General features: G+C 69.9%; 16 protein-coding genes and 1 pseudogene. 9 read left to right on the forward strand and 8 right to left on the reverse strand.

Going from position 1 to position 13,243, the window contains the following annotated elements; translation table 11 throughout:
- Window positions 1–125: 125 nt before the first annotated feature.
- The 3 genes and pseudogenes from FHR33_RS28835 to FHR33_RS28845 form a co-directional block, all read right to left on the reverse strand.
- Window positions 126–512 carry a VOC family protein gene (locus FHR33_RS28835; protein WP_183654134.1) on the reverse strand — a complete coding sequence of 129 codons (387 nt, stop codon included), beginning with the start codon at window positions 510–512 and terminating at the stop codon, window positions 126–128.
- Between the two features lie 856 nt (window positions 513–1,368).
- Window positions 1,369–2,580: pseudogene (locus tag FHR33_RS53405) on the reverse strand (RNA polymerase sigma factor); the annotation flags it as partial.
- A complete protein-coding gene (locus FHR33_RS28845; RefSeq protein ID WP_183654140.1) occupies window positions 2,580–2,894 on the reverse strand; it encodes a YciI family protein in 315 nt (104 codons plus the stop codon). The gene FHR33_RS28845 and the pseudogene FHR33_RS53405, both read right to left, overlap by 1 nt.
- Before the next feature lie 92 nt (window positions 2,895–2,986).
- On the opposite strand from FHR33_RS28845, the gene FHR33_RS28850 reads away from it, so the two are divergent.
- The 4 genes from FHR33_RS28850 to FHR33_RS28860 are packed head-to-tail and all read left to right on the forward strand — an operon-like array spanning window position 2,987 to window position 4,577.
- Window positions 2,987–3,526, forward strand: coding sequence for a DUF998 domain-containing protein (locus FHR33_RS28850; RefSeq protein ID WP_246452161.1), 540 nt, complete (start codon window positions 2,987–2,989; stop codon window positions 3,524–3,526).
- Window positions 3,507–3,638, forward strand: coding sequence for a hypothetical protein (locus tag FHR33_RS51945; RefSeq protein WP_281388185.1), 132 nt, complete (start codon window positions 3,507–3,509; stop codon window positions 3,636–3,638). The genes FHR33_RS28850 and FHR33_RS51945 overlap by 20 nt, the downstream gene beginning before the upstream one ends.
- A gap of 32 nt (window positions 3,639–3,670) precedes the next feature.
- A complete protein-coding gene (locus FHR33_RS28855) occupies window positions 3,671–4,216 on the forward strand; it encodes a dihydrofolate reductase family protein (RefSeq protein WP_183654144.1) in 546 nt (181 codons plus the stop codon).
- A 1-nt stretch (window position 4,217) separates the two neighbouring features.
- Window positions 4,218–4,577, forward strand: a complete 360-nt coding sequence (locus FHR33_RS28860) for a DUF1801 domain-containing protein (RefSeq protein WP_183654147.1) — start codon at window positions 4,218–4,220, stop codon at window positions 4,575–4,577.
- A gap of 119 nt (window positions 4,578–4,696) precedes the next feature.
- On the opposite strand, the gene FHR33_RS28865 is transcribed toward FHR33_RS28860, so the two are convergent.
- Window positions 4,697–5,710, reverse strand: a complete 1,014-nt coding sequence (locus FHR33_RS28865) for a helix-turn-helix domain-containing protein (RefSeq protein WP_183654149.1) — start codon at window positions 5,708–5,710, stop codon at window positions 4,697–4,699.
- A 305-nt stretch (window positions 5,711–6,015) separates the two neighbouring features.
- On the opposite strand from FHR33_RS28865, the gene FHR33_RS28870 reads away from it, so the two are divergent.
- A complete protein-coding gene (locus FHR33_RS28870; RefSeq protein ID WP_183654152.1) occupies window positions 6,016–6,186 on the forward strand; it encodes a hypothetical protein in 171 nt (56 codons plus the stop codon).
- Window positions 6,187–6,405: 219 nt separating this feature from the next.
- Here FHR33_RS28870 and FHR33_RS28875 read toward each other — a convergent pair whose 3' ends face one another.
- Both FHR33_RS28875 and FHR33_RS28880 read right to left on the reverse strand, forming a co-directional pair.
- The gene (locus FHR33_RS28875) at window positions 6,406–7,038 is read right to left on the reverse strand and encodes a flavodoxin family protein (protein ID WP_183654155.1); all 633 of its coding nucleotides are present in this window, start codon (window positions 7,036–7,038) and stop codon (window positions 6,406–6,408) included.
- A gap of 36 nt (window positions 7,039–7,074) precedes the next feature.
- Window positions 7,075–7,386: a hypothetical protein gene (locus FHR33_RS28880; protein WP_183654158.1), complete on the reverse strand. Its 312-nt coding sequence runs from the start codon at window positions 7,384–7,386 to the stop codon at window positions 7,075–7,077.
- Between the two features lie 332 nt (window positions 7,387–7,718).
- Here FHR33_RS28880 and FHR33_RS28885 point away from each other — a divergent pair, with 332 nt between their 5' ends.
- The 3 genes from FHR33_RS28885 (at window position 7,719) to FHR33_RS28895 (ending at window position 10,764) form a co-directional block, all read left to right on the forward strand.
- Window positions 7,719–8,600, forward strand: coding sequence for a sigma-70 family RNA polymerase sigma factor (locus tag FHR33_RS28885; RefSeq protein ID WP_183654161.1), 882 nt, complete (start codon window positions 7,719–7,721; stop codon window positions 8,598–8,600).
- Between the two features lie 102 nt (window positions 8,601–8,702).
- Window positions 8,703–9,548: an RNA polymerase sigma factor SigJ gene (sigJ, locus tag FHR33_RS28890; protein ID WP_312895764.1), complete on the forward strand. Its 846-nt coding sequence runs from the start codon at window positions 8,703–8,705 to the stop codon at window positions 9,546–9,548.
- Between the two features lie 67 nt (window positions 9,549–9,615).
- Window positions 9,616–10,764 carry an NAD(P)/FAD-dependent oxidoreductase gene (locus FHR33_RS28895; RefSeq protein WP_183654164.1) on the forward strand — a complete coding sequence of 383 codons (1,149 nt, stop codon included), beginning with the start codon at window positions 9,616–9,618 and terminating at the stop codon, window positions 10,762–10,764.
- 64 nt (window positions 10,765–10,828) lie between these two features.
- Here FHR33_RS28895 and FHR33_RS28900 read toward each other — a convergent pair whose 3' ends face one another.
- Entirely contained in the window at window positions 10,829–11,488 is a 660-nt protein-coding gene (locus tag FHR33_RS28900) for a hypothetical protein (RefSeq protein WP_183654167.1), read from the reverse strand.
- 362 nt (window positions 11,489–11,850) lie between these two features.
- Here FHR33_RS28900 and FHR33_RS28905 point away from each other — a divergent pair, with 362 nt between their 5' ends.
- Window positions 11,851–12,345 (forward strand): cupin domain-containing protein, encoded by a 495-nt coding sequence (locus FHR33_RS28905; protein ID WP_183654170.1) that lies wholly within the window; start codon window positions 11,851–11,853, stop codon window positions 12,343–12,345.
- Between the two features lie 133 nt (window positions 12,346–12,478).
- Here FHR33_RS28905 and FHR33_RS28910 read toward each other — a convergent pair whose 3' ends face one another.
- Window positions 12,479–12,967, reverse strand: coding sequence for a hypothetical protein (locus FHR33_RS28910; protein WP_183654174.1), 489 nt, complete (start codon window positions 12,965–12,967; stop codon window positions 12,479–12,481).
- Window positions 12,968–13,243 lie beyond the last annotated feature (276 nt).

The raw sequence follows: 13,243 nt of genomic DNA on the forward strand, positions 1-13,243 counted from the left end.
CAAGCACAACCATGGATTCGCCCATCGACGGGTCAAGGCGCGAAGGGCCCGCTCGCGGGCAGAGGGCCCGCGACGGCGGCCGACGGGGATCGCCTCGACCTGCACGAACAGCGCGAGTCTCCGGGTCAGCGCGGGTCGCGGCGCAGGGGATGGTCGGGCGGGACCTGCACCAGGACGATGCGATGGCCGTCGGGATCGGCGATCCACAGCTCGGTGAGACCCCACGGCTCCAGCCGGGCCTCGCGCAGCATGGTGACGCCCGCCCCGCGAAGGCGTTCCTCCTCGCGCGCCACGTCGCGCACCTGCAGCCAGAGGGACATCGCCGACCCGGCCTCGCCGTCGGCGTGCCCGGAGAGTTCCAGGAATCCCTGACCCAGGAAGAAGACCGTTCCTGGGTGGTCGGCAGGGCCGAACTCGCGATAGACCGCCAAGCCGAGCGTCTCGGCGTAGAAGTGCCGACTGCGCGCGAGCTCGCGGGGACGCAGCAGCACACGGCTGCTCAATACCTCCATGCGGCACCTGTTCCCCCGCACGGCGGTGAGGGCACACGATTCCGCCAACCGGGCCATGGCGGCGGCCGACCCTGAAGCCTGCTCACGCCTGCCCCGGTCCACCCAGGGTTGGCTGCTTCATCCGGAAAGCCAGCTGGTGGAGGGTGTGGCCCGCGGCCTTCTTGAAGAGGTACTCGGCGCGTTCGTACGAAAGCCGCCCCCGTCCCGTGTCCGGGCACAGGTCGGCGGGCTTGGGCATGCGGGCGGGGGCGGGTCGCCGGTCGGCCAGGAACAGGGGGCCACGAGTCCGGCTCGCCACCAGCTCGGACAGCAGGGCCGCCGTGCCGTCTCCCCAGGAGATCCAGACCGGCCCGGTCCTGGTGGTGACCCTGCCGCGGCGGGCGACCAGGTCAAGGTTCTCGACATTGAGCGACAGGGCCGCCCTCGCGGACGCTCCCGACTCGTGCAGCAGCCGCCACAGCGCCCGCTCGCGCAGGGACGGATGCCGCCACAGGGCCTCCAGGTCCGGCCCGTGGACGGCTGGGCGTCGTTCGCGGCTCTCCGGCTTCCTGCCCAGCTCGGCCGACAGGTCCGCGATGGCGGCCCATGACGAGAACGAGCGTACGGCGGCACGATGCCGGTTCCAGGTTCTGGGGGCCGCCGTCCCCCAGGCGACGGCGAAGACCCCGGCCACCTGCCTGGCGGTCACGTCGGCCAGCGGGGTGCCGGGTCCGAGGTCCAGGCGCAGGCGGCGCAGGGTCTGGCCGTAGGAACGGATCGTCTCGGCGTCCAGGTCGCCACGGGCCAGGAAGCCCTCCGCGGCCTCACCCAGCGTGAGACCCGTCTGCTGGGGAGGCGCCTGGGCGGCGCCGGTGGCGGCGCGTCCGAGGAGGAACGCGCGTTCCGCGGCGTTGCGGGTGAGCGCGGCGGCGCGGGTGAAGTCCTTGCCGGCCTCGTCATGCCGGCCGAGCCTGGCCAGCAGGTCGCCGCGCACCACCGAGAGCAGGTGGTAGTCCTTGAGAGCCGGATCGGCGGCCACCGTCTCGACGAGGTCCAGACCTGCCTGGGGGCCGTGGGCCATGCCGAGGGCCACGGCCCGGTTGAGCTGGATCACCGGGGACGGCCTCAGCCGTACCAGCGCCTCGTAGAGCGTCGCGATCTGCGCCCAGTTCGTGTCCTGCGCGGTTCCCGCCTGCGCGTGGGAGACGGCGATCGCCGCCTGCAGCACGTAGGGGCCGAGCGGGCCACCTGCCTCCTTCGCCCGCAACATCGCCGCGAAGCCGCGGGTGATCAGGAGCCGGTCCCAGAGCCCGCGGTCCTGCTCGTGCAGCTGGATGGGCTCACCGGAAGGCCCGGTACGCGCGGCCGCGCGTGACGCCTGGATCTCCATCAAGGCGACCAGGCCGTGCACCTCGGCTTCGCGGGGTGCCAGCTCGGCCAGCAGCCTGCCCAGGCGGAGCGCCTCCAGGGCGAGCGAAGGGCGCATCAGATCGTCGCCGGAGGTCGCCGAGTAGCCCTCGTTGAAGATCAGGTAGATGACGTCGAGTACGGACGTCAGCCGGCCGGCCAGCTCCGGCCCCGGCGGCAGCTCGAACGGGACCTGCTCCTCGGCGAGGGTGCGCTTGGCCTTGGCGACACGCTGGGAGACGGTCAGCTCCGGCACCAGGAACGCCCGCGCGATCTCCGGGGTGCCCAGGCCGCCGAGCAGCCGGAGTGTCAGCGCGACCCGCTCCTCGGCGGGCAGCACGGGATGGCAGGAGACGAACATCAGGCGCAGCACGTCGTCGTCGGGTTCGGGATCCTGGCGCTCCAGCGTGCGGGCGATCTCCTCGTGCCTGCGCCCCATCCGCTCGTCGCGGCGGATGTGGTCGATCGCGCGACGCTTGGCCGCCGTCATGAGCCATGCGCCGGGGTTGTCAGGGACGCCCTGCTCGGGCCACTGCTCCAGCGCGGCCACCAGCGCGTCCTGGGCGAGCTCCTCGGCCAGGCCGACGTCGCGGACCATCCTGGTCAGGCCCGCGATGATCCGCGCGGACTCGAGCTTCCAGACCGCGTTGACCGCTCCGTGGGCGTCCCGTGCGGCACTCATCAGTAGATCTGCTGGATCCTGCCCTCACCATCGCCGATGATCTCGAAGAATCGGCGGGACAACTCCAGCGCCTCCTCCTTGGACCCCACCTCGATCAGCGCGAACCCGCCCGCCATCTCCTTGGCCTCGGCGAAGGGTCCGTCCGTCACCGTGAGCTCGCCGCCGACGGACTTGAGCAGGCTGCCGCCCAGCTCCATCCCGCCGGTGGCCAGCAGCACCCCGGCCTGGGTCAGCTCCTGGATGAACTTGCCCATCTCGATCTGGAGCGTCTCGTCCGCCCTCTGCTCGCCCACGCTCGTCAAGAGAAATCGCATGCCGCACTCCTTTTCGCCACACCTTAGCCCCTGCGTTCCCTGTCACATCGCTCGGACGACGCGTAGGCACAACCACGAAGGGAACAGGGAACATGACCACCACCACCATCACCCGCGGCAAGGCCTCCACCCGCACGCTCCTCACCGCCGCGGCGGCCGCCATGCCCGTCTGGACCGTGGTCGCCCTGACGCAGGCGTTCACCCGCGAGGGCTTCGACCTGGTCCGCCACCCCTTCAGCCAGCTCGCCACAGGCTCGCTCGGGTGGATCCAGATCACCAACTTCCTGATCGTCGGCTCGTTGCTCATCGCCGGCTCCTTCGGCTTCCGCAGAGCCCTGTACGGCAAGCCCGGCGGCACCTGGGTGCCGCGCCTGACCCGGATCGCCGGCATCGGGATGATCGGAGCGGGCGTCTTCGTCATGGATCCCGGAGACGGCTTCCCCGTGGGCACTCCGGCCGGGCCGCCGGCGACGATGAGCTGGCACGCCGTCATGCACATGGTCGCAGGGTCGATCACGTTCATCGCCTTCGCCGCGGCCCTGCTTCGTCCTCGGCCGGTACTTCACCCGCACCGGCGCCGGCGGCATGGCCGTCCTCTCCCGCCTGGCCGGTGTGGCCCTGATCCTGGGTGACGGCTGGGCGATCACCGGCGGGCACGCCGCCTCGGTGACGCTCGCCACCGGGGTCATGATCGCGATGGGCTGGATCTCCCTGGTCGCCGCCCGCTTCCGCACGTCCGCCTGAACCACCCACCACTTCGTCCCCGAGGAGAGACCATGAGAAAGATCGTCGCTGGGCTGTTCGTCTCGCTGGACGGCGTCGTCGAGTCGCCCGAGACGTGGCACTTCCCCTACATGAACGACGAGATGGGCGCGGCGGTCATGGCGATCCAGGCCGAGGCGGACACCCTCCTGCTGGGCCGGGCCACCTACGAGTCCTTCGCCGCGGTTTGGCCCCACCAAACCGGCGAGATGGCCGACCAACTGAACGACATCCGCAAGCTGGTCGTCTCCACCACCCTCCAGACGGCCGAGTGGAACAACTCCACCCTGATCAGCGCGGACGTGATCGGCGAGCTGGAGAAGATCAGAAAGCTGCCCGGCAGGAACATCAGCGTCACCGGCAGCATCACGCTGACCAGGGCGCTGCTGCGGGCAGGCCTCATCGACGACCTCCACCTGATGGTCCACCCGATCGTGCTCGGCACCGGAACCCGGCTGTTCGACGAGAGCACCGGTCGCCTGCCGCTCAAGCTTGTCGGTTCGACCACCTTCAGGACCGGCGTCCTGAACCTCCACTACCAGCCCGCCCAGGGAGCCTGAGATGACCAAGCCCACCACTGTCACCGAGTACGCCGCCGCCCTCGACCAGCCCCTGCGCGAGATCGCCGAAGAACTGCAGGCCATCGTCGACGCCGCGCTTCCTCAGCCGGGTGCGGTCTGGCACGGGCACCCGGTCTGGAGCCTTGGCCCGGCCCCTGGCAAGACCCCGGTGGCCTACTTCAAGGCCTACCCCTCCTACGTGACGTTCGGTCTGTGGCGAGGCCAGGAGATCTCCGATCCCTCCGGCCGCCTGGAGCCGGCCGCCCGGCAGATGGCCGCCGTCAAGCTCCGCACTCCGGCCGACATCGACCCCGACCTGTTCGCCACGTGGCTGCGCCTGGCCCATGACCTGGAAAGCTGACCGAGGCCACGAGCCCCGTCCCGGAGCGTCCGGGGCGGGGCTCCGCCTTCGCCGCCCGGCCACACGGCCCCGCTGCGCTCGGCTGGCGGCGTCCGCCAGCGGGAACTCCGGCGCAGGGGTCACACCCAGCCCCGCTCGCGCGCCATCAACGCCGCCTGTGCCCGGTTGCCGGCGTCGAGCATGCGCAGCAGGTCCGCTATGTGCCGCCGGTAGGTGCGCAGCGACATACCGGCCCGCTGGGCGCCCACCTCGTCCTTGCTCACGGTGCACATGAAGGTGAGCACACGCTGCTGCGCCTCGGAGAGCAGGGCGAGTTGCCCGGCGCCGGGGGCCGTCAGCTCGGCGAAGTCCGTCGCCGCCGCCCACATTCTCTCGAAGAGGCTGATGACGCTGCCCACCAGAGTGCTCTCCTCGATGCGAAGGGCGCCTCTGGCGGTGTCGTGGAGGTCGATCGGGAGCAGTGCCGTGTGGCGGTCGTAGACCAGCACCAGTTCCGACAGCTCGTCCGCCACCCTGATCCGCGCACCGTCGGCGTGCAGACCCCGCAGGTGGCTCAGGCTCGCCGGATCCTCCAGGGCGGAGGCGCGCACGAGATTGCGGATGCGTACGCCGCGCCGCAGACAGCGGACGTCGATGGGCCGCCCGTGCGCCATGCTCTCCGGAGACAGCGCGTCGTAGGGTTCGGCCACCAGTACCTCTTCCTGGACGCCGAAGGCCAGCTCGTCGATGTGGGCGCGCACCTCCCGGAGGTCTTCCAGCCGGCGGAGCGCCGCGCCAGGGCCGTCGGCCGTCCCGGAGAGCTGCGGCACCGGGTCCTGCCGGTCGCGCTGCAGCGAGCGCAGTACGGGCCATGGGTCGGTGAGCTGACGCATCGTCCGGTGCATCGCCTCCAGCTGCTCCTCCACCAGACGCGGCACGGCCACGCATGGCTCCGTCGCCCATGTGCTCTCGTCGTCCCCGTGCAGGAGCCGCAGGTCTCGCAGGCGCGAGATCACCCGCGTCGCTCTCTGCTCGCCGAAGGAGAACACCCCGTGGATGGCGCGCGCAGGCGTGCGTGGATGGCGCAGGAAGTAGCGGTAGACGTCCTCCTCGGCGCCGGTCAGGCCGAGTACGGACATGGCGTGGCCCTGCATGTCCGCTCCCCGCGTGCTCCGTCCCGCGTGCCTGGTGACCACGGAGCACAAACTAGCCGGGAAGCAGACAGACGGAGCCTCACCGCTCTCAGCGGAGGGCGGCAGCCCATTTCCTCGCCGCGTCACCAGGTCCATGGCCCATAGGGATCTGATGAGAAACACATGATGCCGGGGCTTCCCATTGCATGATGCTGCCTTTTCCCGCGCAGCATCCTGCCACTCGTCGATCTACAAATCATTCGTCGCCCACGCCATCCTTGAAATGAAACAACCAGTGCAATAGCACGCTCTGAGAGGACGCGGACATGAAGAAGATGATCGGCTGGATCGTGGTCGGAATTGCTGTGTGTGGCGCCTCGCTGACGGGTGCGAGCAGCGCACTCGCCGCGGCGGATTTCTCCGATGTCATCGTGTGCGTTCGAACGACGGCGGAGTTCTCGGACGGCACGCTGGGGACCCGCTGCAGCAACGGCTGAGGTTCGGAATCAGGCCATCGGGGGTGGGGACGCGATTCGCCTCACCCCATTCCGAAGCTCTTTCCCACCCTCGCAGGAGGCGTTGACGCCGCACCCTGGCTGAAAGAGGCGTAAGCGCCGAGAACATGCCATGTGCGTGCCGCCAGGGAGCGCCGTCCCGCCGGGGACGGCGCTTCTGAACGGCCGTCTCGCCGGAGACGGCGCTCCCGAGCGGCCGGATCAGGCCGAGACGGCCTGGTGGGCCGCGACCTGCTCGAGATCGGCGCCGCGTCGGTACGCCCGGGTGACGATGGCCACGCGTCGTCCGAGTTCGTTCGCCGTCCGCAGGTCGGTGGCAGGCGGCGCGATGTCCGGGCCGACGTCGCTGTCGGACTGGGCCATCGCACCCAGCCAACTGCCCAGCCGGTTGAGGTCCTCCACCGAGCCGCCGCTGCTCGACCATCCACCGGGCTGGGCCAGCCCGACCCAGATCATGCCGTGCTGGGCGGCGAGCATCACCAGGTCGACCAGGGTGTTGAGCTTGTCACCACTCATGCAGCCGCTGTTGGTGAACCCCGCCGCGACCTTGTCCTTCCACCGCAGGTTGTCCTTCAGGACGGCGCTGGTCCCCTCCGCGAAGATCTTGAAACCCGCCGACGGGCTGCCCATGTAGGTCGGGGCGCCGAACACGATCGCGTCCGCGTCGTCGAGGCTCGACCACAGCGCGTCGTCGAGCTCGTCGACCGCCAGCAGTTCCACCGTCGTCCCTTCCACCGCCCTGGCGCCGTCGGCCACGGCCTCGGCCTGACGGGCGGTGTGCCCGTAGGCGCTGTGAAAGGCCACCGCGACCCGCACCTGAGTCTCGTCGAACATGCCGTCCTCCTGATAGTCACGCATTGCCGGCCGCGCCTACTCGAACAGCCCGAACGATCCGACGACCTCGAGCGGCTCGGGGGCCGGGGCCTGGGGCTGATCGATCCAGTGGTTCCTGAGGTTCTCCTGGAATTCCCTGCAGGCCGCGATACCGGGCAGCGGATTCTCTGTCCCTTCCGCGAGCTCCAGTAGCGCCATGAAGGTCACACCGTCGGGAAGCTTGCAGTACGCGTACCGAACGCCCTCAGGGGCCTCGTGCGTAAGAGCCGAGATCATCCTGTCGATGCCGGCCTCGACCGCGGGCACGCTCTCTTCCCTGACTCGGGAACGCACGACGAACAGACTCACTTGAGATCTTCTCCTTTTTCGTCATCGACGGCTCTGACGTTCGGCGGCACCGAGGCGGCCAGGAACGCTCAGTCGTCGGCTGGGATTGCTGCGCCTCTCGCCCCGCCTCAGCTGGGCCGAAGGGCTGTACGGCGTCCGCCACCACGAGCGACGCCCATCATCCGGTGCCTGGCGAACCCAGGCCCTGCGAGTGAACCTTGACCGGTTACACTCGTGGCCCTGCAGGTCAAAGGCACGGCACATGCCTTGGCCGGCAGGCGACCACACGCTCGATCATCGAGCCCTACCTCACTCCATCGCCTATGACGAAATGCGACGAGGAAAGGTGACCGATGGACGAGCACGATTTTCTGGCGGAACAGTTCGAGGCCCATCGCGGCCACTTGCAGGCGGTTGCCTACCGGATGCTCGGCTCACTGAGCGACGCCGAGGACGCTGTCCAGGAATCCTGGCTACGGCTCAACCGCTCCGACGTCAGCGGTGTCGAGAACCTGGCGGGATGGCTGACGGCCGTCGTCGCGCACGTGTGTCTCGACATGCTTCGCTCCCGGAAGGCGCGACGCGACGAGCCCGTGGGGTGGAATGTTCCCGAACCGAGCACGAGCGGACGCCAGACGGATCCCGAACACGAAGCGGTGCTGGCCGACTCGGTCGGCCGAGCGCTGCTGGTGGTGCTGGAAAGGCTGTCGCCCGCGGAGAGGATCGCCTTCGTGCTGCACGACATGTTCGCCGTACCCTTCGACGAGCTCGCGCCCATCGTGGGACGGTCATCGGTCACGACCAAGAAGCTCGCCAGTCGCGCCCGCCAAAGGGTGAAAGGCGCCGCCACAGTGGCCGGCGCCGATCTCGCCTGGCACCGCCGGGTCGTCGAGGCCTTCCTGGCCGCCTCACGTGGCCGGGACATCAACGGACTTCTCGCGGTCCTCGACCCGGGCGTCGTGCGCAGGGCCGACGCCGCCGCGCTGCCACCGGGCGTACCGACAGAGATTCGCGGTGTGGAAGCCGTGGTGGAGGAGACGCTTCTCCTCGCGCAGCGTGCCCGGTTCGCGGAGCCGGCCCTCGTGAACGGAGCCGTGGGAATCGTCGTGGCTCCGCACGGACGACTTGTCCTCGCCCTCACCCTCACGTTCAGGGACGGGAAGATCGCCGAGTACGAAGTGATCGCCGACCCTGCGCGCCTCCAGGAGCTCGACCTGGCCGTCCTCGACTCATGACGGCGACCTCGACCGGCCCACGTCGGCTTCCGCACCGGCGCCGCCGGGACGCCGAAGCCGCCGGGGCGCAGGGGCGGGCGGACGGGCATAGAGTCGGGGGCCGTGGAGGGGTTCGAGGCCCATCGCGGCCATCTGTGGGGTGTCGCGTACCGGATCCTCGGTACGACCGTCGACGCCGACGACGCCGTCCAGGAAACGTGGCTGCGATGGCGGCAGGTCGACGTGCGGGAGGTCGCCGACGAGCGCGCCTACCTGACCATGGTGGTGAGCAGGATCTGCTACGACTCCCTGACCTCGGCCCGCTCCCGAAGGGAGACGTACGTCGGCGAATGGCTTCCCGAACCGGTGGTCAAGGAGCTCGGGCCTGACGAGCGGGTGGCCATGGACGATTCGGTCAGCCTGGCGCTCCTCGCCGTCATGGAGCGGCTCTCTCCCGCCGAACGCACCTCGCTCGTCCTCCACGACGTCTTCGCGGTGCCGTACGAGGAGATCTCGCGGATTCTCGGCAGGAGCGTCGATGCTGTCAGGCAGCTGGCGTCCCGGGCGCGCGGGCGGGTGCAGGACTACGCGCCGCGACGGACGTCCGACCGTTCGGCGCATCTGAAGGTCGTCGAGGCGTTCGCCGCGGCCGCCACCACCGGCGACCTGCCCGCCCTGGTGGCCGTCCTCGACCCCGAGGTCGTCTGGCGGGCGGACGGCGGTGGCGTCGTCACCGTGGCGCTCGTGCCCGTCGTCGGCGCCATGAAGGTCGCCAGGCTGCTCCTGGGGATGGTCGAGCGCTGGTACGTCGGCATGTCCGCCGAATTCCTCGAGGTCAACGGCGCTCCTGGCGTGGTGGTCCGCGGCGCGGACGGAGGGGTGGACAGCGTGATGGCCTTCACCGTGGCCGACGGGCGCGTCACCGAGATCGACGTCGTCAGGAACCCGCACAAGCTCCGCCACGTGTGACACGGATCACTCTCACGTTTCGCCTCGCCACGTCGTCCCCCCTGCAGGCACCCATGAGGAGACGGACATGGACATCGTGGTCATCGGAGCGGGATACGCGGGGACGACGGCGGCGCTGCGGCTGGACCGGAGTCATCGCGTCACCCTGATCAGCGCTGACGGGCACTTCAGCCAGCGCATCAGGCTGCACGAACTCGCCGCCGGCAGGCCGAGCATCACGGTGCCGCTGGCGGAGCTGACGCGCGGGACCGGCATCGACACGGTCACCGCCACGGTGAGCGGCCTCGACCTGGAGGCGAAGCTCGTCCACACGGCCGACGGGCGCGCGTTCGGCTACGACACGCTGGTCTACGCCCTCGGCAGCCGCACCGACGTGAGCCTGCCCGGCGTGGCCGAGCACGCCTTCACCCCCGAGAAGGCAGGCGAGCTACGAGCCCGCCTGCACGGCGGGAGCGGCGACCTGACCGTCGTCGGCGGCGGGCTGACCGGCATCGAACTGGCCGCCGAACTGGCTGAGACCTACCCCTCCTGGCGGGTCGGCCTCGTGACCGGCAGGGAGCCGGGGCCAGGGCTCTCGGCCAGGGGCAGAGCCCACGTCGCCAGAGCGCTGGCCGGGCTCGGCGTCACCACGCACCTCGACACCCGGGTCGCCGCCGTCGAACCGGGACGGCTGCTCACGAACCGGGGAGACATCCGGGCCGACGTCGTGGTCTGGGCAGGATCGTTCACCGTGCCGCCGCTGGCCGCCGCGTCGGGTCTCGCGGTCGACGAACACGGCCGAGCCGTCGTCGACGACACGCTGAGATCGGTGTCGCACCCCGACGTCTACGTGATCGGCGACGCCGCGGCCGTCGAGATCCCGGGCGCGGGAGCCTCCCGCATGTCGTGCGCCGTCGGCATGCCGATCGCGGCCCACGCCGCCGACGTCATCAACGCCAGAGCCGCAGGCCGTACGGCCACGGCGTTCCGGTTCAGGTACCTCATCCAGTGCGTCAGCCTCGGCCGCCGCGACGGCGTGATCCAGACGGTCCGCCACGACGACTCTCCGCTCGACCTGGTCCTCACCGGGCGGGTCGCCGCTTGGGTCAAGGAGCAGGTCTGCCGCTTCACCCTCGGCTCGCTCCGGCTGGAACGGCGCCGCCCCGGCACCTACCTGTGGCCGAAGGGCTCCGCCCGATCGAGCGCGGCCCAGGTCCCGTCACGCGCCGGCCGATGACCTTCACATTCGCGAACCGGGGCCGCCACGGCCGCACTTCATGGCCCACCCATGCTGTGCCCCACTATGGCGGTCCTGGTCGAGTGACCGGACCAGGGCCGCTCTGCCTGCGCGGGCGCGCGGACACGATGGCCAGCGCCCACGAGAGCGCCGTCGCCGCCACCAGCCCCGCCAGGACCCACGGCATCACCGGCAGCTTCTGGGTGTGGTGGTAGTAGTCCCAGCCGGTCATCACCGCGGAGGTACGGCCCGCCGGGTCATAGCGGACCTCCTTGGTCGTGCCGGGCGCGGTCAAGGCGTCGTCGATGAGCTCGATCTCGCCTCCCGGGCAGGCCAGCGTGTAGTCATAGGTCGTGGCGCCCGTGGCGTCCGCTTCGTCCCCGATGGCCTTCGCGCCCACGACTGGGCAGACGGCGGTCGTGCCGTACCTGGTCAGGTCGCCGAAGGCGAGCTCGTCCTTGAGCATCCCGCAGGAGAGGAGCAGCAACGGCATGCCCAGCGCCAGCAGCGCGACCCCGGCCTTCGCCCTCGCCTCACGGTTCGCCGCGTGCAGGACAGGGCCCGCGATCAGGAAGACGCCGCCGAGTACGCACATGGTCACCCCGAGCCCCCACATGCCGGTGTGGTGGCCGAGCCACATCCCTCCCGCGGGGAGCGCGAACCCCGCGAGGGTCAGCGCCACACCTCGCAGCACACGGAGGGCCGGGTGCCCGCGCTCGCTCATGGACGTCCGCCTCCAAGATCCGGTATCCGGGGACAGCATCCCGCACCGGGATCGGCGCCGGCGCGCGGCCCCCGCGATCGCGGAAGACTGGCGCGAGGCGTCGAAAGGCAGGGGAGTGGGGGCGCGGCGCCACGGCCTTGTCGCGTTGGCGCCGAGACCCGTAGCGCACGGGGCGAGATCGCTGGACGGGACTGTCCCGGACGACCGCCGCGACCGCCCGGGACGCTGCGGATCCGTGCATACTGCGGCCGCCCCGGAGATTTGGCGCAATCAGACAGGCAGGAATTGGATCTCCCGGCGGGACCTCTTCAACACGTAGGGTCATGCCGCTCAGAACGATCCACCGCTGGGAGCGAGTAACGATGTCCTACCCCCCGCCGCGATACCTGAAGGACCACGGGATCGCCGACGCAACCTTCCGGCCCGTCACCGCGCCGCCGGACCTCACGATCGGAGACAAGTCCCGGGTCGGCTATCTGGCGACCGGGGCGAGCACCGATGGCCAGTTCGGTCTCTACCGCTGGGACATGGCCGCGATCCCGAACGGCCCCGGCGCCCACTTTCACCGGACCATCTCCGAGTCGTTCTTCGTCCTGGAGGGCACCGTGTCGCTGTACAACGGCGAGCGATGGCTGGACGCGACCCCGGGCGACTTCCTGTACGTGCCGCCAGGCGGGGTCCACGCCTTCAGCAACAACTCCGATGCACCTGCTTCCATGCTGGTGCTGTTCACGCCGGGCGCGCCCAGGGAGGCGTACTTCCAGGAGCTCGCCGACATCGTCGCCTCCGGCCGCCGGCTCACCGACGAGGAATGGACCGAGCTGTACGCCAAGCACGACCAGTACGTCGCACCGTGAACAGGGAGTGATAGGGCTGCGACGAACATCCCAGGGCCCACCGGAGCGCCCCGCTGGGGGCTTGTCCTCGGCGCGAAACGCCGATGGCCGGCTATTCCGCTCGATGAGCCTTCCAGGGCGAGCCGACACGTTCCTATACGCACGTCCAGCAATAGATCATCTGGTCTTCTGCTTGCGCCCGTTGAGCGAGCTCTCGCAGCTCTCCCATCAGTGTCGTCAGGTAGCCCTCGTCAGGGCGGCCGAAGAACTCTTCGATCCGCCCCCACCGTTCGGCAAGATCGGCCAACCGGGCGTCAGGCACGCCGGCCAGCGAGTCCCGTACGTCGGCAGGAAGCTCCTCGATACCGGGCCCCTCCTTGTACGGCGAGTCCTCCGGCAGGGCTTCCCACTCGTCAAGAGATTTTGGGCCGCCCTCGGGCGGTGGGTAGAGGGTGATCGTCCGGACCAGATCCAAGTCGTAGGGCACGTCCCTGATGAGGGCGACGAGCTGGCCAAGGATGACCACCGGATCGATCCCCTTGGCGTCCACAGCGTCGAAAGCGGTACTCCCGGACTCGGCACGGCCCCTGTCCGGCTCGGCCATGGCAGCCTGCCTGTCAGCCGCCCTGTAGTAGTCGTACAAGACCCCCAACTGATCCTCCGGTCAAGGTCGTTCTGCCTGTTATGTCTGACGACAGAGTAGGGGATCGAATGTATGTGCGAAAAGGCCCACAAGAGCTTGCCCTCCTTCGGCACGAGCCGTCTCCCTCTGGCGCAACGAGCCCGAAGCGGCTGGGGCGTCGCTGTTCGGCTGCGCCTCCACGACGGTCGAAACCAGCGCATCCTCGATGCCTCGCCGCATGACGCAAGGTGCTCACCCGGCCGCGCCCTCCCCTTCGACGGCCGCGACCACCAGGCC

Origin of the sequence: Nonomuraea dietziae (genome assembly GCF_014195505.1) — a bacterium.
Lineage (GTDB): Bacteria > Actinomycetota > Actinomycetes > Streptosporangiales > Streptosporangiaceae > Nonomuraea > Nonomuraea roseola.